Source organism: Streptomyces sp. GL_140, from assembly GCF_057834465.1.
The window spans coordinates 297,166-320,706 of sequence record NZ_CM174404.1 but is presented as its reverse complement, the minus strand read 5'-3'; the positions used below and the strand labels follow the sequence as shown (position 1 = coordinate 320,706).

General features: G+C 73.3%; 20 protein-coding genes. 6 read left to right on the top strand and 14 right to left on the bottom strand.

The features are described from left to right. Positions 1–104: 104 nt before the first annotated feature. Positions 105–1,052: a nitrilase-related carbon-nitrogen hydrolase gene (locus AC3IYJ_RS01620; RefSeq protein ID WP_489399533.1), complete on the bottom strand. Its 948-nt coding sequence runs from the start codon at positions 1,050–1,052 to the stop codon at positions 105–107. Positions 1,053–1,232: 180 nt separating this feature from the next. Here AC3IYJ_RS01620 and AC3IYJ_RS01615 point away from each other — a divergent pair, with 180 nt between their 5' ends. Beyond that, the gene (locus AC3IYJ_RS01615) at positions 1,233–2,258 is read left to right on the top strand and encodes a LacI family DNA-binding transcriptional regulator (protein WP_489399532.1); all 1,026 of its coding nucleotides are present in this window, start codon (positions 1,233–1,235) and stop codon (positions 2,256–2,258) included. Between the two features lie 26 nt (positions 2,259–2,284). On the opposite strand, the gene AC3IYJ_RS01610 is transcribed toward AC3IYJ_RS01615, so the two are convergent. From AC3IYJ_RS01610 to tnpA, 10 genes are all read right to left on the bottom strand, one after another. Next, complete coding sequence (locus AC3IYJ_RS01610) at positions 2,285–3,541, bottom strand: MFS transporter (protein WP_489399531.1); 1,257 nt, start codon at positions 3,539–3,541, stop codon at positions 2,285–2,287. A 92-nt stretch (positions 3,542–3,633) separates the two neighbouring features. Then, on the bottom strand, positions 3,634–4,674 hold the full coding sequence (locus AC3IYJ_RS01605) for an ABC transporter substrate-binding protein (protein WP_489399530.1): 1,041 nt from the start codon (positions 4,672–4,674) through the stop codon (positions 3,634–3,636). A gap of 78 nt (positions 4,675–4,752) precedes the next feature. Next, positions 4,753–5,502 carry an ABC transporter ATP-binding protein gene (locus AC3IYJ_RS01600; RefSeq protein ID WP_489402653.1) on the bottom strand — a complete coding sequence of 250 codons (750 nt, stop codon included), beginning with the start codon at positions 5,500–5,502 and terminating at the stop codon, positions 4,753–4,755. Positions 5,503–5,537: 35 nt separating this feature from the next. Further along, on the bottom strand, positions 5,538–6,551 hold the full coding sequence (locus AC3IYJ_RS01595; protein WP_489402652.1) for a FecCD family ABC transporter permease: 1,014 nt from the start codon (positions 6,549–6,551) through the stop codon (positions 5,538–5,540). Between the two features lie 228 nt (positions 6,552–6,779). Further along, positions 6,780–8,117, bottom strand: coding sequence for a YcaO-like family protein (locus tag AC3IYJ_RS01590; protein ID WP_489399529.1), 1,338 nt, complete (start codon positions 8,115–8,117; stop codon positions 6,780–6,782). A 19-nt stretch (positions 8,118–8,136) separates the two neighbouring features. Next, positions 8,137–9,510: a YcaO-like family protein gene (locus tag AC3IYJ_RS01585; RefSeq protein WP_489399528.1), complete on the bottom strand. Its 1,374-nt coding sequence runs from the start codon at positions 9,508–9,510 to the stop codon at positions 8,137–8,139. Continuing rightward, positions 9,507–11,090: a CocE/NonD family hydrolase gene (locus AC3IYJ_RS01580; RefSeq protein WP_489399527.1), complete on the bottom strand. Its 1,584-nt coding sequence runs from the start codon at positions 11,088–11,090 to the stop codon at positions 9,507–9,509. Before AC3IYJ_RS01580 ends, AC3IYJ_RS01585 begins: the two co-directional genes overlap by 4 nt. Beyond that, positions 11,087–11,920, bottom strand: coding sequence for a hypothetical protein (locus AC3IYJ_RS01575; RefSeq protein ID WP_489399526.1), 834 nt, complete (start codon positions 11,918–11,920; stop codon positions 11,087–11,089). Before AC3IYJ_RS01575 ends, AC3IYJ_RS01580 begins: the two co-directional genes overlap by 4 nt. A gap of 129 nt (positions 11,921–12,049) precedes the next feature. Continuing rightward, entirely contained in the window at positions 12,050–12,238 is a 189-nt protein-coding gene (locus AC3IYJ_RS01570; protein ID WP_489399525.1) for a streptamidine-related RiPP repeat protein, read from the bottom strand. Positions 12,239–12,860: 622 nt separating this feature from the next. Next, positions 12,861–13,289: an IS200/IS605 family transposase gene (gene tnpA, locus AC3IYJ_RS01565; RefSeq protein ID WP_489399524.1), complete on the bottom strand. Its 429-nt coding sequence runs from the start codon at positions 13,287–13,289 to the stop codon at positions 12,861–12,863. Positions 13,290–13,312: 23 nt separating this feature from the next. On the opposite strand from tnpA, the gene AC3IYJ_RS01560 reads away from it, so the two are divergent. Next, a complete protein-coding gene (locus tag AC3IYJ_RS01560; RefSeq protein WP_489399523.1) occupies positions 13,313–14,470 on the top strand; it encodes an RNA-guided endonuclease InsQ/TnpB family protein in 1,158 nt (385 codons plus the stop codon). Positions 14,471–14,545: 75 nt separating this feature from the next. Here the strand turns inward: AC3IYJ_RS01560 and AC3IYJ_RS01555 are convergent, their stop codons facing one another. Both AC3IYJ_RS01555 and AC3IYJ_RS01550 read right to left on the bottom strand, forming a co-directional pair. Then, positions 14,546–15,253, bottom strand: coding sequence for a sigma-70 family RNA polymerase sigma factor (locus AC3IYJ_RS01555; protein WP_489399522.1), 708 nt, complete (start codon positions 15,251–15,253; stop codon positions 14,546–14,548). Positions 15,254–15,389: 136 nt separating this feature from the next. Further along, positions 15,390–16,049, bottom strand: coding sequence for a hypothetical protein (locus AC3IYJ_RS01550; protein WP_489399521.1), 660 nt, complete (start codon positions 16,047–16,049; stop codon positions 15,390–15,392). 435 nt (positions 16,050–16,484) lie between these two features. On the opposite strand from AC3IYJ_RS01550, the gene AC3IYJ_RS01545 reads away from it, so the two are divergent. Next, positions 16,485–17,612, top strand: coding sequence for an MFS transporter (locus tag AC3IYJ_RS01545; RefSeq protein ID WP_489402651.1), 1,128 nt, complete (start codon positions 16,485–16,487; stop codon positions 17,610–17,612). Then, the gene (locus AC3IYJ_RS01540) at positions 17,609–18,700 is read left to right on the top strand and encodes a sugar ABC transporter permease (RefSeq protein ID WP_489399520.1); all 1,092 of its coding nucleotides are present in this window, start codon (positions 17,609–17,611) and stop codon (positions 18,698–18,700) included. Before AC3IYJ_RS01545 ends, AC3IYJ_RS01540 begins: the two co-directional genes overlap by 4 nt. On the opposite strand, the gene AC3IYJ_RS01535 is transcribed toward AC3IYJ_RS01540, so the two are convergent. Then, complete coding sequence (locus tag AC3IYJ_RS01535) at positions 18,687–19,892, bottom strand: acyl-CoA dehydrogenase family protein (RefSeq protein WP_489399519.1); 1,206 nt, start codon at positions 19,890–19,892, stop codon at positions 18,687–18,689. The two genes, AC3IYJ_RS01540 and AC3IYJ_RS01535, sit on opposite strands and share 14 nt — an antisense overlap. Positions 19,893–20,040: 148 nt before the next feature. Here AC3IYJ_RS01535 and AC3IYJ_RS01530 point away from each other — a divergent pair, with 148 nt between their 5' ends. Continuing rightward, on the top strand, positions 20,041–21,816 hold the full coding sequence (locus AC3IYJ_RS01530) for a CoA transferase (RefSeq protein WP_489399518.1): 1,776 nt from the start codon (positions 20,041–20,043) through the stop codon (positions 21,814–21,816). Beyond that, a complete protein-coding gene (locus tag AC3IYJ_RS01525) occupies positions 21,813–23,516 on the top strand; it encodes a class I adenylate-forming enzyme family protein (RefSeq protein ID WP_489399517.1) in 1,704 nt (567 codons plus the stop codon). Before AC3IYJ_RS01530 ends, AC3IYJ_RS01525 begins: the two co-directional genes overlap by 4 nt. Positions 23,517–23,541: the final 25 nt, after the last annotated feature.

Sequence of the window (23,541 nt, the reverse complement as noted above, 5' to 3'; positions counted from 1 at the left end):
TGACCTGACGTCCACAGGGCCGTTCTCGCATCCGGCGGGAGCGGCCCTGCGGGCGTCTCGCCCTTCCACACGGTGACCGTGCCGACCGAGCCCCTGCAAGGGTCCTAGAGCTCCCGCGAGCCCTGCCGCTCGGTGAGCATGCCGTACAGCTCGGGGCGGCGGGTGCGCATGAGGCCGAACTCCAGCCAGTCGCGGCGCTGGTCGAGGTCGAGGTCGGCGACCAGCACGGCGGGGGTGTCGCGCGGGGCGCGCAGCATGACCCGGCCGTAGGGGTCGGAGATGAACGAGGAGCCGTAGAAGGTGGAGCGGCCCTCGGTGCCGACCCGGTTGGGCACGATGGCGAAGAGGGCGTTGGCCAGCCCGTTGGCGGTGATCGCCTGCTCCCACATGGGCCGGGTGTCGAACTCCGGCAGATCCACCTCGGAGCCGATCGCGGTGGGGTGGACCAGGATTTCCGCGCCGGCCAGGGAGTAGGCGCGGGCCAGCTCGGGGAACCACTCGTCCCAGCAGGTCGGGAAGCCGAAGCGGGCCCCGGCGTGCGTGACGACGGGGAATCCGCTGTCGCCGGGGCGGAAGCACAGGTCCTCGCGGTAGCCGGGGAACGCCGGGATGTGGTTCTTGCGGGTCCGGGCGATCAGCTTGCCGTCGGAGTCCACGCACACGGCGGTGTTGTAGCCGAGCCCGCCGTCCTGCGCCCGCTCGTAGAGGGAGGCGTGCACGGTCACGCCCAGCTCCGTGGCCAGCTCCGTGGCGAGCCGGACGGTGGGACCGGTCTCGACGTCCTCCAGGTAGCGGGCGGCGCCGTCCGCCATCGGGTCGTCGGCGTTGCAGAAGTAGGGGCTACGGGTCAGCTCGGGCAGGCAGACCACCTCGGCGCCCTGCGCGGCCGCGAGGGTGACGCCCTCGCGCAGCCGGTCGTCGTGCTCGTTCTCGTCGGCGTACCAGCGCATCTGGACGAGTCCGACGCGCAGGGGCTCGCGCTCCGCGGGCTTGGTCCGGCCCGGGGAGCCGAGCGGGGAACCGGAGGAGGTGAGGAGTGCGTACGTGGTCATCGGTCCGCCTAGGAGGAGGGGGGTGGGTCGTGCGGGGCAGGTGTGAGGCCTTGTGTTGACTGAAATATTAGTCAGTTCAGCGCCCGTGTCCACCTTGCCGGAACGTTCCGGCATGACCGAATGTAGACCTTGCCGGAACGTTCCGGCAAGGCCGGCCCCGAGCGTCTAGAATCCGGAAGCGTGAACGCCCGTACCGTGACTCTCCTCGATGTCGCCCGAGCCGCCGGAGTCTCCAAGAGCACAGTCTCCGACGCCCTGCAGGGCTCGGGACGCGTCGCCGAGGCCACCCGCGACCGGGTCCGCGAGGTCGCCGACGGGCTCGGATACCGGCCCAACAGCGCCGCCCAACGGCTGCGCCGTGCCCGAACCGGGGCGATCGGGCTCCACCTCCCGCAGACCGCGACGCGGCTCGACTACTACATGACCTTCGCCTTCGGGGCCGTCGCCCGCGCCCAGGAGGACGGCCTGGACATGGTGCTCCTCGCCCCCGGCACCGGAACCCACGGACCGCTCGCCTCCCGCGTCGACGGTCTCCTCGTCATCGACCCCGAGGTCGGCGACGCCGCCGTCCCCGGGCTCCTCGACGCGGGCATCCCCGTGGTGACCGGCGAGCGCTACCTCGGTCCCGCCCCGGCCCCCAGCGGTGCCGTCGTCTGCGACAACTCCGCCTCGCTGGCCGCACTCCTCGACCACGTCCACGACCGCGGCGCCCGCCGCCCCGCCCTCCTGGCCCCCGAAGCCGCCTCGGCCTGGGCCCAGGCCCTGCGCACGACGGCCAAGGCCTGGGGCGACACGCACGGCACCCCGGTCGAGATCTGTACGGTCCCCTTCGCCGCCACCGCAGGCGAGGCGGAGGAGGTCACCCGCGCCCTGCTCACCGCCGACCCGGCGATCGACGCGGTGATCTGCGCCCCCGACGGCGCGGCCCCCGGCGTCCTGCACGCCGCCGTGTCCCTCGGCCGGGACGTGGGCGGGGACATCCTGGTCGCCTCCTGCGTCGACGGCGTCGCCAACCGAGGTTCCAACCCGCCCGTCACGGCGGTCGACCTGCGCCCTGCCGCGTACGGCCGTGCCTGCGCCGAACTCCTCTGCGACATCCTGGCCGAACGCGCCGAGCCCGACACGGTCCGCCGCCACGACTGGGTCCTGGAAACCCGCACCTCCACCTCCGTCGCCGTCCGACTCGACCGGGGGCGGAGTACCTGACGACGGGCCCGGCCGTGCCACCTGACCTATGCGCTGACGGCCTCCTCGGTCGCGAGCAGGACCCCTCGCCTCAGTTGCGTGGTCAGGCCTGCTGCCAGGGAGGCGAGCGCTGCCAGACAGGCGAGCAGGAGGGCGGTCCGCACGCCCACCGCGTCGGCGAGTACGCCCGCGGCGGCCGCGCCGAGGGGCTGGCCACCCCAGGCGATCATCCGGGCAGTGGTGTTGACCCGCGCCTGGAGGCGGTCGGGGGTCACCTGCTGGCGGAGGACGATGCCGTTCAGGCTGACGAGGGTGTTGGAGGCCTGCCACGCGGCCAGGGCGGCGAGGCCCGCGGCGAGGCCGGGCGACAGGGCCCAGCCGGCGAGGAAGAGCGCGTTCGCGGCGAGTGCGCCGAGGGTGATCCAGCCGGCGGGCACGAACTGCCGGAGCCGGGGCAGTGCGGTGGCGGCGACGAGTGCGCCCGCGGCGGCCGCTGCCCAGAAGAGGCCTATGCGTCCGTCGTCGGGGCTCAGGCCGAACCGGCGGACGGCGGTGACCACGATGAGTCCGACCACGGCGCCTTCGGTGAAGCTGTTGCCGATGCCGAGTAGGGTCAGGGGCCGCACGATCGGGTGCCGGCGTATGTACCGCAGCCCCTCTGCCATCTCTCCCGTGAGCGCGCGGCGTCCGGGCGGCCGGTCGGCGGCTGCGGTGCGGTCAGAGGCTGGGGTGCGCTCGGCGACGGCGAGCGGGAGCCGGGTCAGGAGGAGCGCGGCGGCCGCGTAGCTGAGGGCGTCGAGAGTCACGGCGGTCGGGGCGCTCAGGGTGGCGACGAGGATTCCGGCGGCAGAGGGACCCAGCAAGCCGATCAGGGTGCTCGCGCTCATCATGCGTCCGGTAGCCCGCGCCAGGCCGTCGCGTCCCACGAGCGCGGTGAGCGCCCCGAAAGCCGCGGCATCGAAGAGCACGAAGACCGCCGCGACCGCCGGCCCGGTCACCATGAGCTGCGCCGTCGTGAGCACGCCGAGGGCGGCCGCGACCGGTATCGCGGCTATGAGGGCGGCGCTGCACCAACTGCACAGGCTCATCGTGCGGCGCCGGTCCCACCGGTCGGCGAGCGCGCCCGCCGGCAGGCCGAGCACGAGGTAGGGCAGGGCCTCCAGCGCGGTGAGCAAGCCGCTCAGCGAGGCGCTGCCGGTGCGCGTGTACAACAGGACCGGCAGCGCGACCGCGGTGACGGAGGAGCCGGCCCAGGAGACGGCTCGCGCGGTGAGGAAGAGGCCGAAGCCGGAGCGGTGGGCCATGGGCGGGCTCCCTGGGGTGGTGGCGGGCGGACGCCCCCGGGATGCCGGGGACGGCCGGCTCTCCCGGGGGCGTGGTTCGGGGCGGGCGACGCTCAGGAGGCGCCCGGATGCAGGGCCTCGGCGAGGGCCACGGTGCCGTCGACAGCACGCAGCTCGGAGAAGTCGGCGGCGGGCACGGCGACGAGCCGGTTCTCGCGGACGGCCCTGGTGGCGCGGAGGTGGCTGCGCAGCCATGCCTCGGACGCGGCGCGGTCCTCCTCGCCCGTGTAGTTGTAGACGAGGACCTCGGGGTCCTTCTTGGCGAGGTCCTCGGCCGAGTAGGGGCCGAAGTTGCTGCCCGCCGGGACGGTGCCGGTCAGCAGGTCGTTGCCTCCTGCCCGGCGCAGGATGTCGGAGTAGAGGCCGCCGGACAGCGCGTAGAGCTGTCTGTCGACGATCTGCACCATGGCGACGGGGGTCGCGGGCCGGGCGCCGACCGACTTGTCGACGGCGGCCAGGCGCTCGCGCAGGGCGGTCACGGCCTTGTGCGCCGGGGCCTTGGCGTCCAGCAGGGCCCCGAGCGCGGTGAGGTCGGCGGTCGTGGCGTCGAGGGTGGCGCTGCCGGTGGTCTTGGGGCAGAAGGCGCTGTCGATGTACACGGGGACGCCGAGCTGGGCCAGTTCGTCGATGGTGGGGAGCTTGGTGCCGTCGAACTGGTACTCGCCGTCGGCCAGGATGAAGTCGGGCCGGGCGGCGAGCAGGGCCTCCCGGGAGATCTCTCCGGACGCGAGGACCTTGAGCGACTTGTACGTGTCGGCGTAGGCGGGTTTGGGCGGGGACTGGTTGGTCCAGGTCTGGCCGACGATCCGGTCCTTCAGTCCGAGCTCCAGGAGGAGTTCGGTGTTGGAGGGGAAGAACGACACGATGCGCTCGGGTGCGCGGTCGACCTTGACGGTGCGGCCGCAGTTCTCGGCTCGCGCCGGGTACGTCGTACGGTTCCCGGCGTCCGCCACCGCGGCGGCGGGTCCGCCGGATTCGGCGGGGGCGGGCGAACCGCACGCGGTGAGCAGGGCGGCGAGCCCTGCCGCCGCGCCGGCGAGGGCTGCTCCCGTCCGCCGGTGCGGGGAACGGGGCCTGGCTGCGGGGTGGTTCATCTGGCTACTCCGTTGTTGCTGGTGCGGGGACGGACGCGGGGACGGGGGAGGGGACGGCGGCGGGAAGGGGTGCGAAGCTCAACTGGGTCGCCCGGTGCGCGGATGCGTGCCGAGCACGGCGTCGACGTGGAAGACCTCGGCGAGCAGCTCCGGCGTGAACACGTCCCGCGGCGCCCCCGAGGCGAGGAGGTGCCCGTGGTGCAGGACGTGCACGCGGTCGCAGTAGGTGGCCGCGAGGTTGAGGTCGTGCAGGGCGGTGAGAGTGGTGACGTCGAGTTCGCGCACGAGTTCCATCAGGTCCAACTGCGTGCCGATGTCCAGGTGGTTGGTCGGTTCGTCCAGAACCAGCAGTCCGCCTTGCTGGGCCAGGGCGCGGGCGAGCAGCACCCGCTGCTTCTCGCCGCCGGAGAGGGTGGCGTACGAGCGGTCCGCCGTGTGCCCCATGCCTACGCGGTCCAGCGCCTCCTCGACGACGAGGCGGTCGGTGGAGCGGTCGGCGGACCAGGGCGCGCTGTGCGGGGTCCGGCCGGCCGCGGCGACTTCGGCGACGGTGAAGTCGAAGGCGGCCGGATTCTCCTGGGCGACCACGGCCGTCCGGCGGGCGGCGGTGCGCGGCGACAGGGTCCGCCACACGTCGTCACCGCCGACGAGCACCGCTCCGGAGCTGGGGCGCAGGGCGCGGTAGACGGCGCGGAGCAAGCTGGACTTGCCGCTGCCGTTGGGGCCGACGATGCCCGCGATCTCACCGGGAGCCGCGTGCAGGGTGGCAGCGGTGACGACCCGCGCGCCGCCGATGTCGAGGGTCACCGCGTCGAGGCGCGCTTCCATCGGCTCGGCGGGCGCGGTCGTGGTCGGCTCGTTCATCAGGATTCCCCTCCCGCGCGGTCGCGGCGCAGCAGCCACAGGAAGAAGGGAGTGCCGGCCACGGCGGTGAGGATGCCGAGGGGCAGCTCCATGGGCGCGGCGACGGTACGGGCCGCCACATCGGCCACCACCAGGAAGAGCGCCCCGGCCAGTGCGGTGGCGGGCAGCAGGGAGCGGTGGTCGGCGCCGATGAGCAGGCGCACGCTGTGGGGCACGACCAGGCCGACGAAGGAGATGCCGCCGGCGACGGCGATCACGGCGGCCGTCAGTACGGCCGACACGGCGAGGAGTTGCAGCCGCAGCGCGTCGACCCGTACTCCGAGGAGGACGGCGGTTTCCTCACCCATCGCGAGGGCGTTGAGGGAGCGCCCGTGCAGCAGCAGCCACGCCGTGCAGGCGACGACGAGTACCGCCGGGAGGCCGAGGTCCCGCCACTGGGCGCCGGCGACGGAGCCGAGCAGCCAGAACAGCACCCCCGAGAGCTGATCGGGCCGGGCCCGCAGCTGGAGGTAGCTGGTGGCCCCCTGGAGCAGGTAGGACAGGGCGACACCGGCGAGCACCAGCCGGGCGGGTGCGAGGACGCCGTGTCGGCGGCCGAGCGCGATGACCAGCGCGAGGGTGGCGCAGGCCCCGGCGAAGGCGGCCGCGGACACTCCCAGACGCAGGGGGCCGAGGAGGCCCGCCGGGGCGAGGGTGAGGACGGCGACCGCTGCCAGGGAGGCCCCGGAGGTGACGCCGAGGACGTAGGGGTCGGCGAGGGGGTTGCGTACGACGGTCTGGAGGACGGCGCCGGCGACGGCCAGCCCCGCGCCGGCGATCACCGCCAGCAGGGTCCGCGGTACGCGGGAGCCCCAGATGATGGCGTCGTCGATGCCGCTGACCTGCACGGGCCGTCCAGTGCCGGACAGGTGGCCGACCAGGTCCCGCCAGACGTCGCCCACCGGCACTGACGCCGCGCCGAGCATGACGGAGGCGAGCACGGCGCCCGGCAGGAGCAGCAGCAGACAGACCATCAGAGCGCGTGCCCGCAGCACGCGGCGGGGGGCGGCCGTACGGGTCGCGGCGTCCGGGGCCGGGAGGACGGTCCGGGCGGGACGCAGCCCGGCGCGGGGCCGCGACAGCACGTTCACCGCATGGGCGGTGTCGGGCTCGCGCAGCGCGCCGGGAGGCGATGCCTCGTCGACTGCCTGCGGCGGCGGATTGGTCACGGCGGAGCCCTTCCGGGTGTTGAAACAGGCAGGTCAGTGGGGCAGCGGAAGGGCCCGGCGCGGAGCGGTGCCCAGGGCGGCGCCGAGCCGCCCGCCGCCCAGGAAGGGCATCCCGGCAGCCGTGTTGGAGTACAGACCCGGGACCACCACGCGCACGACGCACAGACCCGCCGTCCTGACATCGGGCGTCGTCACGTCCACGGCGATCACCTGATGGCCCGCCCCGCCCAGCCGGGCCGTGAGCGCTTCGAGCGTCTCCCCGGCCGGACGGCCCGGATCGACGGACCTGGTGACCGGGCCGGCGGGGGGACCCTCGGTCAGCGCCAGCGCCAGCTCCTCCTCGAAGGTCTGCTGGACGTCCGCGTCGAGATGGAGCTGGAGGTGGCAGCCGTAGTCCACGACATCGCGCAGATCCCCGCGGTACGCCGACCCGTAGTCCCGCTTCTTCCGCCACGCCTTCAGCGGGCTGCGCGGATCGGCGGCCGCGCGCATGTACGGGCCGTCGGGATCGTCGTAGTCGGCGCTGAACAGCTGGAGTTGCAGGGCCTCGCCGAAGGCCTTGAGGAGCGCACCCTCCCGGTCGGCGCGGGCGGCGACCCCCAGGGTGAGATATCCGGTGGCACCGTCACGTACGAGGGCCCCCGCGACCGGCATTCCGAACAGCTCGGGGAACGCGAGGAAGCGCGTCCTCAGGTCTTCGCGGGGGCCGCGGGCGAAGCGTTCCAGCCACTGCGGAGGGGTGAGCGCGCGCAGACCGCCCCGGCCGTGCCAGCCGATGGTCATGGCGTCCCGTTCGACGACCTCGCCCAGTGCGCCGAGACAGGCGTCCTCCCAGGTGGCGCCCGCCGCAAGACCCGCTTGGACGACCGGATTCGTCCGCGGGCCGCGCTGTTCGACATCGGCGGACACGTACGAGACCCAGACCAGCGACGCCGGGACGAGCACCGGTGCGCCGTCGGCGAGATCGATGCCTTCGGCCCACTCCACTTCGAGGTCCCGGGTGAGCGCGGTCAGCGGGAAGTCCGGATCGGCGTACTGCTCGGCCCCGTAGAGCGCCAGGCTCTCCGGATCGAGGGCGCGGGTCCCCTGCCCGCGCAGGTGGCGGTAGGAGGCGCGGATCAGACCGGCGGGCACCAGATTTCCGCAGTACCGCTCGGCGGCCTCACCCAGTGCCGCGCCCAGCACGGCGTCCGGGTCGGCGAAGGCGTACCCGGCGCCCCCCGAGTCGGCCGGCCAGGAGCAGAAGCGGGTGGTGTCGGACAGTTCGGAGGCAAGGAGTTCGAAACCGGCCGGGAAACGGTCGGGGACGGCTCGGGGGGTGAGCCGGCGCACGATTCCGGAACGCGGATCGGTCAGCAGGGGGTAGGGCATGGAGGTCCTCGGGTCCTGGTCAGGCCAGCGGAAGGGGGTGGGGGTACAGCTCGTTCTCGCGCAGCGGCCGCGGGACCAGGCCGAGTTCGGCCGGAACCCGGTAGAGCCGCTCGCCGCCCCGGAGGGGGAAGGCCGGGGGAGCGTTGCCGACGAGCCCGGGGACGACGACGCGTACGACGGCCAGCCCGGCCGCCGCGACGTCGGGCGTCGTCAGGTCCACGCCGTACGCGCGCAGCCCGGCGGCGGCGAGACGCTCCAGGTAGACGTCTCGCGCATCGCCCTCCCGGACCGCCGTGACCTCGCCGAAGGTGGTGCGGTCCGGTCCGCGCAGCCGCTCCAGCGGTTCACCCTGCATGGTGGGGTCCAGGTAGAGCTGCGCGATGGCCGGCAGGTCGGTCAGGTCGCGGTAGTCGGGGCGGAAGGCGGCCCGGTAGCCGCGGTCGGCGCGATGGGGGCGGAACACGTGACTCTCCAGGGTCCCGGCGCCCACGGCCTGCCAGACCTCGCTGCCGGGCTCGGCGAGCTGCCGGGTGAGCGAGTACAGGCCGTACGCCTCGACCAGCGCCTTCTCGGCGGCGAGTTCGGGGGTCGCCCGGCAGGCGCTGCCGAAGGCGACCATGCCGCGCTCCGGATCCTGGAGGAACGCGGCGGCCACCGGTACCCCGAACTCGGACGGGATGTGCAGCAGCCGGACCGACGGGCCGGGTCCCTCGCCCGGGGCCGGCCCGCCGAGGCGGGCCGTGACCGTCCCGGCGTCGTCGAACGCGGCGGCCCCGGCACCGGTGCTCCACCAGAGGGTGGTGGCATCGCGTTCCACCAGCTCTTCGAGGGCGAAGCGTTCGGCGTGGGCGCGGTTCTCGCCGGCGGCGATGCCCGAGTAGACGAGGGAGTGCGTTGCGGGCTCGGCGGCGCGCGGGCCGTGGAAGTAGTCCAGCCAGGCCAGCGAGGCGGGCACCATCACCTCGCCGCCGTCGTGCAGGTCCCGGCCCGGGGTCCAGGCCACGGGAAGGTCCCGGGTGAAGGGAGTGAAGGGGAAGCCGGGGGTGGCGTACTGCGCGGGGGAGTAGAGCGCGAGCGTCCGCGGATCCACGGCGCGTCGGCCGAGGGCGGTCAACTCGCGGTACGAGCAGACGCGCAGGCCACCGGGGACGGCGTTGCCGCAGTACCGTTCCACGGCCTCACCGACGGCGGCCCGTCGGGCCCGCTCGCCGTCCCCGGCGGAGGCACCGAACCCGAAGCGGTCGGCCAGCCAGGGCGCGAACACATCGGTACGGCCGACGCTCGCGCCGTAGCCGACCCACATCCGGGGCAGCCCGGGGCGGCGCCGCTGCGGTTCCAGCCGGGTGATCAGCCCGGTCCGTGCGTCGAGGAGAGGGGAAGCCGCAGTGCTCACGGGGTGGGCTCCTCGGCGGTGGCGACGGGCAGGATCAGGCGGGTTCCGTCGACCGGACGGGTGCGTACGGTCTGCTCCGCGCGGGCGACGACCGTGCCCCGACAGCGGTCGGCGCCGGTGCCGAGGGAACGGGCGAGCCGGGGGAAGTCACTGCTGGTGACCTCCAGTTGGAGGCGCGATCCGGCGGGCACGGTGACATCCAGGGGAGTGAGTTCGATCGTGTACGGGCCCGCGCCCCGCGAGTGTCCGGTGTCCACGCTGCCCTGGGCGAGCTCCAGCCAGCGGCCGTCGGAGGTGATCTCGCTCCAGCGCACGATCCAGTCCGTCGAGGCGGCGCTGGAATCGGCGTCCAGCACGACCACCGGGTTCCCGGCGACCGTCATCGGCTCCTCCAGCACCGCGCTGGTGAACCGCACCGCATCGCGCCGGGTTGCCAGCGACGACCGGTCGATGCCCGGTGCGCGGGACGGGTAGGGGTCGGCGGGATCGTAGACGAAGCGGAGATCGCCGGCAGCGGCGGCGGCCTGCGGTGCGAGGGTCCCGTCCGGGTGTGCGTGCCAGACGGCTTCGGTGGAGGCCGGAGGCCAGAAGGCGCCGGCACGCCACCGGTCCGCGCCCACGGAGAACACCGTGGCCTCACTGGTCCCCCGACCCGATCCGCCGAGCACCCGCCGCAGCCAGTCGACCTGGAGTGCTCCCAGGTCGAGGCGTCCCCGCGGCCCGTGCTCCCGGTCCCCGATCCGGGTGCCGGGAGCGTACGCGAGGTCGTGGCCCCAGGGGCCGATGACCAGGGCACGGGACGGACGCGGGGTCAGGGCGCTGCCCGCGTGGTGGAAGTGCTCCAGCACTTCGTCGACGAGCAGGTCGTACCAGCCGCCGATGTGCAGGGCGGCCGCCGGGAGGTGTTCGAGTTCGGTGGTGTCGGGCCCCTCGGCCCGGTGGTCGGGGCCGTTCTCGATCACCCGGGTCCAGCCGGGGAGCCGCGCGCCGAGCCGGTCGGCAAGGTCCATGACGGGAAGGTGGTCGAGCAGTTCGGGGCATTCGCGGAACATGAGCGCGGTCAGGCCGTCCCGGCTGGTGCGTCCGTCGGCACGCTCCAGCCACCAGGCGGCGTGCTCGGCCAGCCGAAGGATGCCGCTGCGCTCGAACTTGGTGCGTCCCAGCGCCATCGAAGGCCCTATGCTGATCACGGCCCGAACCGCCTCCGGGCGTTCGGCGGCGAGCGCCCAGGCCGTGTGACCGGCGTACGAGCCGCCGTAGGTGACGAGCCGTCCGTCGCTCCAGGGCTGCTCGGTGATCCAGTCGGCCAGCGCCGCGCCGTCGCCGCGCTCGTTGTGATAGGGCTGCCAGGTTCCGTCGGAGTCGTGGCGTCCCCGTACGTCCTGGACGACGTACGCGAAGCCCCGGCGTCGCCAGCCCGCGCCCTCGGCGAGGTGGCCGCTGCGGCCGTACGGGGTGCGGGTCACCACGGTGGGTACCGGCCAGGCGCCGTGGGGCGGGAGTTGGACGTCCAGGGCGAGGGGAGTGCCGTCCCAGCCGGCCACGCGTTCATTGGCCCGGACGGGCATGGGGGCGTTCATCGCGCGGCTGCCGCGGTGACGGGGAGGGGCAGTACGAGGTGCTGGGAAACGGCGGCGGTGGACGGATCCACGACCAACTGCATGTTGCGGGCCGCCGGTGCACCCGTGGCGCGCAGGCGCAGCAGGTCCTCGACCAGTAGCCCCGCGAGTACGGCGGCCGTGGGGGGTCCGGGCCACGGGACGGGCGGCAGCGCGTTGGCGTTGGTCGTTTCGTCCGCGCGAGCCTGGTCCAAGTAGGCCCAATGCGCGGCCAGTTCGTCGGGCAGATCGGCCGCGGCGAGGATGCGGCCGCGGGTATCGGCGTACCCGACGGTGGATCCCGGGACGGAGAGGGGGCCGAGGGCGAAGCGCAGCCCCTCGGCGTGGCAGCGGTGCCAGGTGGTGGAGTGTGTCCCGCACCAGGCGTCGATCTGCTGCCAGTGCGCGTCTGGCAGCCAACCCGCGCAGGAGACGACGGCGTCGGCGACGCGTACCGCTTCCTCGTCGAGAGGGCCCGTGCTCACGTGCATGGTGGGCGCGAGGAGAGCCGCGACCGCGTGCGCGACCGGGTTGTCGCCCTCGACGTGGACTCTCCACGGCGAGGCGTTCGCGTCGTCGGCCTGCCCATCGGCGGCGGCGGTGAGGACGCCGTGCGAGTGGAGCTCTGCGAGTAGGGCGAGGCCGGTCTCGTCGGCCGCGGCAGGGTCGGTAGCGCCGTAGATGTGCTTCTGGGCGGCGGACAGCAGCTCGTGCGGACCGCGGATGCGGGTGAAGCGCCCGTCCGGCGAGCTGTGCCGCCAGCTTCCGTCGGGGCCCGGGTACAGGTGGTGCCCGGGGGTGATGCGGTCCATGGGGAGTGCCTTCCTCGGTGGTGCGGTGCCGTTCCGTCGATGGGTGCCGTCACCCGTGGCCGGGGCCACGGGCGACGGCGTCGTGCGGGTCAGGCACCGGAGGCCGGCGCTGCCCCGCTCAGCGACTGCTCAGGCAGTCCAGGCGAACGGGTTGTGCACGAGGGCGTTGGTGCCGGGGCCCTGCGGCGCGGCGAGGGAACCGTCCGCCGCCAGCTCCTCGAAGGCGAACGGGTTGTGCACGAGGGCGTTGGTGCCCGGGCCCTGGGGTGCGGCCAGCGAACCGTTGGCCTGGAGCTCTTCGAAAGCGAGCGACTGCATGGGTCCTCCATCGATAAATGAAAACGGTTGTCGTTTTCGTCAACGACCCAGAGATTAAGCACAACGACTGGGCTGCGCAAGCCCCGCCCGAAACCCGGACGGCGGCGCAGGGCTCGGCGCCGCCGTGTCGCGCTGCTGGAGATTTGCGAGGGCAAGGGTGCTGGCGACCGCGGTGACAAGGGGAGGGCGGAACACTCCGAGGTACGCGGCGCGGACGGAACCGGGCCATTGCCAGCAAGCGGTTCGACGAGGCGCTGCGCGAGCACGCGCGCGAGGTGCGGCGGCGGGCCGGGAAGCTTGTTGCGGCGCAGGCTTGACATAGCGAACGCAATTGACGGGAGGCTGTTCGCTTCATCGGCCTGAGGGGGAGTGCCACGAGGGCCTCCACCCTGCGCGGCGGCCGGCCGGACCCGGGACCCAGGGTGCCGTCAGCCGCCGCGCGTGCGGTGGGAGAGGGGACGCGCAGCGATGCGTCATCCCCTGTGCGTCATCCCCCGCGTGTCATGTCCCCGGAGTTCAGCATGATCTTGCGAGGAACCCCGGGCCTTTAGGCCCGGGGGGAATCGCATCCTGGGGCCGGAGGCGCGGAGCGCCGGAGTGCTTTGCGTCTCCGTCTTGACGGTCAGTCGGGTCGCTTCTGGTTCTCGGTGTACTCCTTGATGATGCTCAGCGGTGTGCCGCCGCAGGACGAGGCGAAGTAGGACGGCGACCAGAAGTGGGCGCCCCACAGGTACTTGCGGATGTGTCCGGGGAACTCCTGGCGGAGCCGGCGTGCGGAGACTCCCTTGAGGGAGCCGGCCAGTCGGGACAGGGCGACTTTCGGCGGGTAGTGGACGAGCAGGTGCACGTGATCGCGTTCGCCGTTGAACTCGACCAGTTCGGTTTCGAAGTCCGCGCATACCGAGCGCATGACCTCTTCGCAGCGCTCAAGGATCTCGTCGGTGAAGGGCCCGCGCCGATACCTGGGCGTGAAGACCAAGTGGGCGTGAAGGGTATGGACGACGCTACGACCCCTGCGGATATTGGGGTTTGGCCCCCATCGTGGTGACATAGATCAATGCTACGATCGACGGTATGAAGATCGTGACGCAGGTGAAGCTGATGCCGGAGGCCGACCAGGCCGCCGCGCTGCGCTCCACCCTGCGCACAGTCAACGAGGCTGCCGACTGGGTGTCGGCGGTCGCGTTCGAGCACGGTGTTCCACGTGAGTACGAGCTGCGAAAGCACACCTACGCCGAGCTGAAGGCGCGGGGGCTGGGGGCGCAGGCCGCCCAGCACGTCATCAAGAAGACCCGCGACGCCTACACCACGCTCAAGGCCAACATCAAGGCCGGGAACCTGGGCAAGCCCGGGTCGAAGCGCCGGGTCAAGGCGGAGTCGAAGCCGGTCACGTTCCGGCCCGAGGCGGCACAGCCGTACGACGACCGGTGCCTGTCCTGGCAGTACGACGCCGGGACGGTGTCGATCTGGACGGTGGCCGGGCGGCTGAAGAACGTCCGCTTCGTCTGCTCGGCGGACGCGCTGAAGATGCTGCGCGAGCACCGCAAGGGCGAGTCCGACCTGATCGAACGCAACGGCGTGTTCTACCTGATCGCGGTCTGCGACATCCCCGAGCCGGAACTGTACGAGCCGGACGGCTTCGTCGGCGTGGACCTCGGGATCGTCAACATCGCCACCACCTCCACCGGCTACCGTGCCGCCGGCCGGGGGCTGAACCGGCACCGCGCCCGGCAGCTCGAACTGCGCCGCAAGCTCCAGGCCAAGGGCACCAAGTCCGCGAAGCGTCTCCTTAAGAGGCGCTCGCGCAAGGAAGCCCGGCACACCGCCAACATCAGCCACGTCATCTCGAAGACCATCGTCACCACCGCTGAACGCACCGGCTCCGGTATCGCCCTGGAAGACCTCACGGGCATCCGCAGCCGGGTACGGCTCCGCAAGGACCAGCGGACCCCCTTGCACTCGTGGAGCTTCCACCAACTCGGCGCCTTCGTGGAATACAAGGCGCGCCGGGCCGGGGTGCCGCTGGTGTACGTCGATCCGGCGTACACCAGCCGGCAATGCTCCGAGTGCGGCCACATCGACCGGCGCAACCGCCAGTCACAAGCGACGTTCGCATGCCGGGCCTGCGGGTTTTTGGCGAACGCGGACGACAACGCGTCCCACAACATCGCCCGCAAGGGCGCAACCGTGTGGACCGCGGGGCGTGAGTCACGCGTCCCAGACACCCCCTAACGGGGTGTCAGGACGGAGGAGCCCACCCAGCAGCCAGCTGGGCGCTACCTCCAAGCCCGGTCCTTTAGGGCCGGGTCAAGTTGACCCGAGCAGTGCCATGTCCGCACGGGCTCGCCGGGTACCGGCTCGGCCTTGGCCGTGATGCGACGGTGTCGGGCACTCCCGGTCGGCCGAAGGCGTCTGCGCATCCGTCAGGAGCGCGATGAGCGAAGTACGGGCACGGGCCACGCGGGAGCGGACCGTACCGATCGGGCAGCCGATGGCTTCGGCCGCCTCGTTGTAGCTCAGGCCCAGGAGCTGGGTGAGGACGAAGGCCTCGCGGCGCTCGGAGGCGATGGCCGTCAGGAGTTCGGCGAGGGCGATGCCGTCCTCGAACCCCGGGACGTCGTACGGCTGGGCCTGCTCGGCGGCGGTCTGCCAGTCGTGGCGGTCCGACAGCCTGGGACGGGCGGCGGACCGGCGGATGCTGTCCACGACGGTGCGGCGGGCGATGGACAGCAGCCAGGTGCGCGCGGAGGAGCGGCCCTCGAAGCGGCGAAGGGCGGGCAGGGCGCGGAGGAAGACATCCTGGGTGAGGTCGTCGGCGGCTTGGGGGTCGGCGCTGAGGAAGGCCACGTACCGCCAGACGTCGCGCTGGAGGGCGCGTACGAACCGGTCGGCCTTCTCGGGGTCGCCGTCGCGCGCGGCGAGCGCGAGTTGCGTCACGGCTTCGTCGCCGCCGGGGGTGTGCCTGGCCGACTTCGGCTCGGCGGGATTCTGGCGGGTGATCAGGGCAGGGGTCATCGCCACGAGGTCCTTACGCGTGTGGTGTCCGGCCTCGCATTCGGCGGGCCGGTGAGGTGTGTACGGCCTGCCGGAGGGCATGACCGATGCCCGACGCGCGAAAGGGATCACCTGCGCACGCTCGGGGAGCCGGCTGTCAGATGACAGCGGTTCCCGCGGGCGGACCCCGTGAGGTGATGAAGTTGATCAGGAAGAGCCGCCGCAGCGGGCTGTCACGCTCGCGGCGAGCGCGCGGTGGTGGCCGGTGCGGCACGCGCGACGGGGTGAGGATCAGCCGCAAAGGTGTCCGGAGCCAGGCCGCGAAGGCGCGTAGGAGCTGGAAGGCGGCCTGTTCGCCGTAGGCGAGCCAGATTCCGGCGATAACGGCGGCCAGCAGGTGCGCCGCCAGCATTCCGGACGGTGACATCGACATGCCGGCCATGGCGGCCATGGTGTCCGCGTCCGGCACGGTCGCGGTCGCCGCGGCGTCCGGCATGCCGTGAAGGGCATGGTGGGCGTGAGCACTAGCGTCGGTCAGTGGCGTCGTTGCGGGTAATGGCTGGTGCGCCATGCCGCCGAGGTAGCCGTCATCGACCGGACGTGCGGCCTTGGGCGGGGACGGGTTCGTGTCCTCGCACGTGAGGTACCGCGCCCACTGCCGTGCGAACGACCGTCCCGGCGGGGGTGGTCGGCCGAGGGACTCGACCAGGGAGAACCCGGCGTGGAGTGCGGCCTGGGTGGCGATCGCCACCGTGGTGACGGCGAGGAGCCCGCGCTCGGTGCGGGCGAGGGGCCAGGCGAAGCCGGCTGCGCTCACGAGCGCGGCGCCAACTGCCCATCCAGGCACGGGATTTCCCGACATGAGCAGGTGGCCGACGGTCGCGAGCAGCACGCAAACGGCTGCGAACATCGCAGCCCGTAAGGCTCGGGAACAGTGGCCTGGTGTCATGGCGGGCTCATCCTTGCACCCTCATGGCGAGCCGTGCACCGGGGTGCGCACTATGTGAGTGGTTCCCGTCCGGATCCCGCTGCGGACCGGAAAGTGTGGCGTGGGTCACGGAGATGTGGGGGAACCGGCCGGGGCGTCCGTCCGACTGACTTCGCGTCCAGCAGTTGCGACGGGCCTCGGAAGGAGACGCTTTTGCGGGCGGAGGAAGCGGCGAGTTCGTCGGCCGAGGAAGCGGCGAGAGCTGCGCCCGAAGGAACGCAATACCCGGCAGGCGGACAGCTCACCGGACTCCTGACCGCCGCCATGGCCTTCTCCATGCTCCAGCTGTTCCTGCTCGGCGCGCTGGGGCCACGTCTCGTGGGCGAGTTGGACATCTCGCCCGTGGTGCTGGGGCTGACGACCACGATCGGCTTCGGTACGGCCGCCCTTCTCTCGCCGGCGGGCGGCCGGATCGTGGACCGGGCCGGTCCGCGGCGCTCACTGGTGGCGCTGCTCCTGATCTCCGCGGTGGCGCTCGCGCTGATCGGGGCAGCTCCCGGCGCCGGGCTGCTGCTGGGTGCGGTCGCGCTGGGCGGGGTGCCGCAAGCGCTGGCCAATCCGGCGACCAACAAGGCGATCCTCGCCGCAGTACCCCCTGCCCGCCGGGGTGCGGTCACCGGAATGAAGCAGTCCGGTGTCCAGCTGGGAGCCTTCGCGGCGGGACTGCCGCTCGCGGCCCTCGCCTCGGGGCTGGGCTGGCGAGGGGCGGTATGGACGGCGGCCGGTGCGGCGCTACTGACCGGGCTGTGGGCGTTGCGTGTCCTGCCCGCCGACCCACTCTGGACGTCCGGTGGCTCCCGTACCTCGTTCGTCCCGCGTGGGGCGGTCGCGTGGCTCGCGGTGTTCTCGCTGTTCCTGGGCTCCGGCATCGCCTCCGTGAACACGTATCTCGCGCTGTTCGGCGTACGGGAGTTGGGCTTGGGTCCGACGGCGGCCGCGGCACTGATCGCGGTGCTCGGCCTGACCGGGATCGTCGGCCGGGTGGGCTGGTCGAAGGCCGCGCGGCCCGGCCGGGCCGAGTGGCTTCCGGGATGGCTCGCGTGCGGGGCGCTGGGCGCGGCCGTGCTGCTGGCGGCCTCGGTGGCCGTGGGTCCCCTGGTGTGGGCCGGTGCCGTTGCGGTGGGGGTGTTCGCCGTCTCCGGCAACGCGGTCACGATGGTGCTGGTCATGCAGCGGGCCGCGCCCGGTCGGGCCGGACAGGACTCCTCGCTGGCCGCGGCGGGGTTCTTCGCCGGGTTTGCCGTGGGGCCGCCGCTGTTCGGGCTGTTGGTCTCCGGCGGACGGTACGTGGCGGGCTGGCTGATGGTGGCGGCGGAGTTCGCGGTGGCGGGCGCGGTCGCGTTCGCCTGGGCGGTGCGCGACCGTCGGGACCGTGCGGCGCGGTGCGCGTGAGCGGCGAGGACTGGGCCGACCGAGCCCTGGCGGCACTGATGGAACGTGTCGGGACGACCGGGTCGCAAGTGGGCACCCGTTTCCCCCTCTACGCCGACCCCGAGCGCGGCACGTGGATCACGACGGGACGCGGTTCGTGGGCAGGCGGGTTCTGGGCCGGACTGCTGTGGCTGCGGGCCCAGTACACAGGCACCGAAGCCGATCGCGCGGCGGCAAGGCAGTGCACGGCCCGACTGGCACCCTGGGTGGACGCCGATACTGCGACCCGGGGCCTCATCCTCTGGTACGGAACCGCCTTGGCAGTGGACGACCGCGAGGCCGAGGCGATCAGGGGGGCCGCTGCCGCTTCCTGCCTGGCGGCCCATGACCGCACGCTCGGCTTCGTGCCCTGGGGCGACGCCTTCGGCGGGCCCCGCCTGCTGGCCCGGGCGGACGCCGTTCCCGGGATGCTGTCCTTGTTGGCCGGGGCGGGGGAGCGCGGAGCGGCTGCCGCGGCGGCGCACCTGCACCTGCACCTCGACCTCTGCCTCGGCGGACTCCCGCAGGGCCGGTGGCCGACGCCCGCCTGGCAGTTCGGCGGGCAGCAGCGGTGGCAGCCCCTCGACGACCCGCCGCCGGGGTGGAGCAGGGGGCGGGCCTGGCTGCTGCTGGCCGTGGCCGAGGCCCTGCTCCGTCCCGAGCTCGCGCGACACCGGCCGGACCGACTCGCCGCGGCCGCCGGACAGCTCCTGGAGCACGGGGGATTCCTGACGGGCTCGCTGATCCCGCCCGTCGGGGCCGAGCAGCCCGACGGCCCGATCGACACCTCCGCCGCCGCCATCACCGCGGTGGCCCTGTTGAAGCTCAGCCGCCTGCCCGGGCCCCGGGCGCGACACTGCGGGCACCGGGCCGTGGCGATCCTGAGCCGACTGGCCGAGAGCCACCTCACCGACGGGGACACGGACAGGGCTCCGGCGGGAATGCTGGTCGACGGCTGCTACGACGCGGGCAAGGGCCTGGCCGTACGGCACGAACTCATCTGGGGGACCTTCTTCCTGACGCTGGCGCTCGCTTCCCTGAAGGGCTTCGTCGACATCACCCGCGTATAGGGGGCGCGCCGTAGCCGCGCAGGATGCGGCGTGCCACGGAGGTGATGTGGAGTTCGTCGGGGCCGTCGAGGATCCTGGCGGCGCGGCCGCTGCGGAACAGCGCGGGCAGCGGGGTGTCCGGGCCCAGCCCGGCGGCGCCGTGGACCTGGATGGCGGAGTCCGTGACCTGCTGGAGCATCCGCGCGGCGGCGACCTTGGCGAGGCCGACCTCGACGTGGGCGTCCTGCCCGGCCTCGATCAGGGCCACGGCCTCGTGGACCAGCGGGCGGGTCGTGCGCAGGGCGAGCAGGGCGTCGAAGACGTGCTGCTGGACCAGCTGGTGGTCGGCGAGCGGCCCGCGGGATCCGCTCCGGGTGGCCGCCCGCTCGCACATGAGGTCGAAGGCGCGCCGGGCCTGGCCGAGCCAGCGCAGGCAGCGCAGCGTCCGCCCCAGCTGCAGCCGCTCCCCGGCGATGGCCAACGCCTGACCCGTCTCGCCCAGCAGGTGCTCGGCAGGCACCGGAACCCGGTCGAGGGCTATCTCGTACTGGCCGGACGAACCGAACACCGGCAGTTCTCGGACGACGCGGAAGCCGGGGGAGCCGGTCGGCACCAGGAGCAGGGACAGCCCCTCGCGGTCGCCGGGGGAACCGCCGGTGCGGGCCAGAACGGTGACCAGGTCGGCGTCGGCGGCTCCCGAGGTGAACCACTTGCAGCCGGTGACGATCCAGCCGCCGTCCGCCCGGCGTTCGGCCCGGGTGGCGGTTTGGAAGGGGTCGGTGCCGGGCGCACCGGGCTCGGTCATCGCGTAGCAGGCGCGGATCTCTCCGGCGACCAGGCGCGGGAGGTACTCCTCGCGGATCCGGCTCTCGCCGTGGCGGGCGAGCATCGTGACATCGAGGAGGGGAGCGGAGCCGAGAGCGGCGGGTCCGTGATCGCTGGCGCCCTCGGCCTCGGCCAGTGCGGCGTACGCCCCCAACGTCAGGCCCCCGCCGCCCAGTTCCACCGGAAGGGGCAGCGCCCACAATCCCTCCTCGCGGGCCCGGTCGCGCAGTTCCCCCAGGGCGGCCGTCGCCGCGGGCCCTCCCGCGTTCAGTACCGGTTCGTACGGGATCACCCGGTCCCGTACGAACCGGGCGACGGCTTCGCCCAACCCGGCCCCGTGCGGGTCCTGTTGTACGTGCCCGTTGTCGGGTGCACCTGGGTCTGCCACTGCATTCCTCCAGTTTTCCGGGAACCCGTGGGAACGGCTGTCCGACTGTCTGTCCGTGGAACTGGTCGGGCGCGCACGCTCCCGGGTTCCCGGGATCCGGAAACGTCCCGGCGCGGCAACCGCCGCTCCAGGAGAGGAGAGGAGAGGCATGGCGTCACCAGCAACCACGCAGACGGTCAGGCCGCTCGACACACTGCGCTTCGAGGCCTCGGGTCCGCCGCAGATCACGGGCGTCGTGGCGGACCGCCTCCGGCTGCTCGGCGCACAGGGACAGGACGCCGGGCACGACGGCTCGGCCGACGGGCACGTCACGCTCACCGGAGCGGGATTCGATCCGGTCCACGCGACCACCGGCTGGGGCCGGCCGAAGGGCGGCCTCGTCGACGAGGCCACCGTGCAGGCCGCCACCGGCGTCATGGCCGTTCACGGCCGGCGTGACGGCAGCCCGCGCGGCCTGGCCGCCGACTGCACGGCCACCGCCACCGCCGTACTCACCGTCCAGGGCCTCCTCGCCGGCCTGATCGGCTCGGCCAGGGGCATCCAGCCGCGGCAGATCGCCACGAGCGCGGAGCGGGCCGGGCTGCTCGCCGTCTCCCAGTACCTCGCCGCCGCGGGAGCCGACGAGGGGGAGGCGGCCGATCTCGCGCCCGGAGGCCCGCCCTTCACCTCCGCCGAGGGAACCCTTTTCGAGCTGGAGACCCTCGAACCCGGGTCCTGGGCCGCGTTCTGGAAGGCCCTCGAAGCACCTGCCGACGCGATGCGGACCGGGTGGCGGCCCTTCCAGTTCCGGTACGCCACCGCCTGCGCCCCCTTCCCGGCGGCCCTGCACGCGGTCACCCGCGCCCACTCCCTCGAGCGGATCCGGCAGGCTGCGGCACTCTCCGGCGCGGAGGTCTGCGTACTGCGCACACTGGCCGAGCGGGCCGCCGAGCACGACGGCGCCGCACCGTGGTCCCTGCACCTCCTCGAACCCGCCGCCAAGCCCGCAGTAACGATTCCTCCGGCCGGTCGTCCGCTGGCCGGGCTCACCGTGCTGGAGGCGGGACGCCGCATCCAAGCCCCGCTCGCCGCACACCTGTTGGGACTGCTCGGAGCCGAAGTCGTACGGATCGAGCCGCCGGGCGGGGACCCGCTGCGCGGCATGCCGCCGACCTGCTCGGGGGTCTCGGCCCGCTGGCTCGCCCTCAACCGGGGCAAGAAGGCCGTGGAGATCGACATCAAGGCGGAGGCGGACCGGCGCCGACTGCGGGAGATGGCGGCCGAAGCCGACGTCTTCCTCCACAACTGGGCCCCCGGCAAGGCCGGGCAACTCGGCCTGGACGCCGACGATCTGGCCCGCGTGAATCCGGGCCTGGTCTACGCGTACACCAGCGGCTGGGCCGACCGCCTGCCCGATGCCCCCATGGGCACGGACTTCATGGTCCAGGCCCGCACCGGCGTCGGTGAAGCCGTGCGGCCCGATGGCGAACCGCCCGCCCCGTCCCTGATGACCCTGCTCGACGTCCTCGGCGGACTGACCGGAGCCGAGGCCGTGCTGGCCGGTCTCCTGCTGCGGGAGCGCACCGGGCACGGCGTGCGCGTGGACTCCTCCCTGCTCGGCGCGGCCGACACCCTGACCGCCCCGGCCCTGCGCCGCGCTGCCCGAGGCGAGAACCCGAGGAGCCCCGCCGGATTCCGCCGCCCACTGCCCACGGCCGACGGCTGGATCGCGCCCACCGACAGGTGCGCGACAGCCGTCGCCGCCTACGACCTGAGCCAACTCACCACCCCGCAGGCCCTTTCCCTCCTGCGCGACCACGGGCTGACCGCCACCGCCGCCACCGCCGACCTGGCCGATCTCCACCACGACGCGCGCTTCGCCGGCTCGATCAGCCGCGACGCCCATGGTGCCCCCGCCGTTGCCGACCCCTGGAGCTTCAGATGACCGTCGTCCTGCACGACCTGCTGCCCGCCCGGCTCCGCCGCTCCTGGGTGGTCGACGGCACCTGCCCCGACCTCGACCTCTACAGCCTCTTCCGGGCACGCCAGATCGCGAACCTGCACGCCACCGCCGTCCTCGACGCCAAGGGCAAGCTCTGCTACACCGCCCTGGACCGCAAGGTGCGATGTCTGGCCGCCGGCCTGCGCGACCTCGGCATAGGCCCGGGCGACGTGGTCGGCATCCAGCTCCCCAACACCCGCATCGCCGTCATCGCCGACCTCGCCATCGCCGCCCTCGGCGCGATCGCCCTGCCCTTCCCCGTCGGCCGCGGCAGCCAGGAAGCCGAGTGCCTGCTGCGCCGCGCCGAGGCCGTCGCCGTGATCGCCGCGATCGAACACCGGGGCACCCACCACGCCGCCGATCTGCAGACCCTGGCACCGACCCTCCCCGCGCTGGCGCACGTGATCGCCGCCGGGCCCGGCACCCCGCCCGAGGGAACCGTGGCGCTGTCCGCATTGGTGCGCTCGGACGCGACGACCTTCGTCCCCGCCCGTCCCGACCCCGACAGCGCCGCCCGCATCCTCGTCTCCTCGGGCTCCGAGGCCGAGCCGAAGATGATCGCCTACTCCCACAACGCCCTCGCCGGCGGCCGGGGCAACTTCCTCGCCTCCCTCATGCCGGACGGAAAGCCACCGCGCTGCCTGTTCCTCGTCCCGTTCGCCTCCGCCTTCGGCTCCTACGGCACCGCCGTGACCGTGGCCCGGCACGGAGGCACCCTCGTCCTGCTCGACCACTTCACCCCCGAAGCCGCCCTGGCAGCCGTACGGGAGCACGAGCCCACCCACATCCTGGGCGTGCCGACCATGGTGCGCATGATGCTCGACCGGCTCGACCGGCTCGACGGCGACGGAGGCGACCTGCCCGTCCCCACCGCCCTGGTCCTGGGCGGTGCGCCGCTGGACGAGACCACCGCGAAGGACGCCGCCCGCGCCTTCGGCTGTCCCGTCGTCAACCTCTACGGATCCGCCGACGGGGTCAACTGCCACACGGGCCTGGCACACCAGGTGCCGCCCACGGACAGCGCCGGTGTGGTCGCGGGTCACCCCGACCCCCGTGTCGCGGAGATCCGCATCGCCGACCCGGACACCCACGCACCGCTTCCCGACGGCAGCATCGGGGAGATCATCTCGCGCGGCCCGATGACCCCGCTGTGCTACGTGGCCTCGCCCGACCTCGACGCCCGCTACCGCACCCCCGACGGCTGGGTCCGCACCGGAGACCTCGGCCTCCTCGACGGGGAAGGCACCCTGCACCTCGTCGGCCGCCTCAAGGACATCGTCATCCGGGGCGGCGCCAACATCAGCCCGGCCGAGGTGGAACGCGAGCTGGCCTCCCACCCGCTGGTCCGCGACGTGGTGTGCGTGGGCGTACCCGACCCGGTCATGGGGGAGCGGCTGGCCGCCTGCATCGTGCCCCGCACGGCCGAGGTCCCCGTACCGGGAGAACTCGGCCTGGGAGAACTCGGCGCCCATCTGACGTCACGCGGCCTGGAGCAGCGCAAACACCCCGAGCGCCTGCTGCTGATGGCCGAACTCCCTTTGACCCCGGCGGGCAAGCCCGACCGTGCCGCCCTGCGCGAGCGCCTCTCCGAGCCCGAAGGGCTCCACCACCCGGACCCGGCCCCACTCGCACAGGCCGGATGACGCGTGGGCCCGGGCAGCTCGTCGC

What these genes read in the sequence shown, in the direction of transcription:
- AC3IYJ_RS01620 (WP_489399533.1), bottom strand. Translation starts at nt 1,052, where the DNA reads ATGACCACGTACGCACTCCTCACCTCCTCCGGTTCCCCGCTCGGCTCC.
- AC3IYJ_RS01610 (WP_489399531.1), bottom strand. Translation starts at nt 3,541, where the DNA reads ATGGCCCACCGCTCCGGCTTCGGCCTCTTCCTCACCGCGCGAGCCGTC.
- AC3IYJ_RS01605 (WP_489399530.1), bottom strand. Translation starts at nt 4,674, where the DNA reads ATGAACCACCCCGCAGCCAGGCCCCGTTCCCCGCACCGGCGGACGGGA.
- AC3IYJ_RS01600 (WP_489402653.1), bottom strand. Translation starts at nt 5,502, where the DNA reads ATGGAAGCGCGCCTCGACGCGGTGACCCTCGACATCGGCGGCGCGCGG.
- AC3IYJ_RS01595 (WP_489402652.1), bottom strand. Translation starts at nt 6,551, where the DNA reads ATGGTCTGTCTGCTGCTGCTCCTGCCGGGCGCCGTGCTCGCCTCCGTC.
- AC3IYJ_RS01590 (WP_489399529.1), bottom strand. Translation starts at nt 8,117, where the DNA reads ATGCCCTACCCCCTGCTGACCGATCCGCGTTCCGGAATCGTGCGCCGG.
- AC3IYJ_RS01580 (WP_489399527.1), bottom strand. Translation starts at nt 11,090, where the DNA reads ATGAACGCCCCCATGCCCGTCCGGGCCAATGAACGCGTGGCCGGCTGG.
- AC3IYJ_RS01575 (WP_489399526.1), bottom strand. Translation starts at nt 11,920, where the DNA reads ATGGACCGCATCACCCCCGGGCACCACCTGTACCCGGGCCCCGACGGA.
- AC3IYJ_RS01570 (WP_489399525.1), bottom strand. Translation starts at nt 12,238, where the DNA reads ATGCAGTCGCTCGCTTTCGAAGAGCTCCAGGCCAACGGTTCGCTGGCC.
- tnpA (WP_489399524.1), bottom strand. Translation starts at nt 13,289, where the DNA reads ATGTCACCACGATGGGGGCCAAACCCCAATATCCGCAGGGGTCGTAGC.
- AC3IYJ_RS01560 (WP_489399523.1), top strand. Translation starts at nt 13,313, where the DNA reads ATGAAGATCGTGACGCAGGTGAAGCTGATGCCGGAGGCCGACCAGGCC.
- AC3IYJ_RS01555 (WP_489399522.1), bottom strand. Translation starts at nt 15,253, where the DNA reads ATGACCCCTGCCCTGATCACCCGCCAGAATCCCGCCGAGCCGAAGTCG.
- AC3IYJ_RS01545 (WP_489402651.1), top strand. Translation starts at nt 16,485, where the DNA reads ATGGCCTTCTCCATGCTCCAGCTGTTCCTGCTCGGCGCGCTGGGGCCA.
- AC3IYJ_RS01530 (WP_489399518.1), top strand. Translation starts at nt 20,041, where the DNA reads ATGGCGTCACCAGCAACCACGCAGACGGTCAGGCCGCTCGACACACTG.
- AC3IYJ_RS01525 (WP_489399517.1), top strand. Translation starts at nt 21,813, where the DNA reads ATGACCGTCGTCCTGCACGACCTGCTGCCCGCCCGGCTCCGCCGCTCC.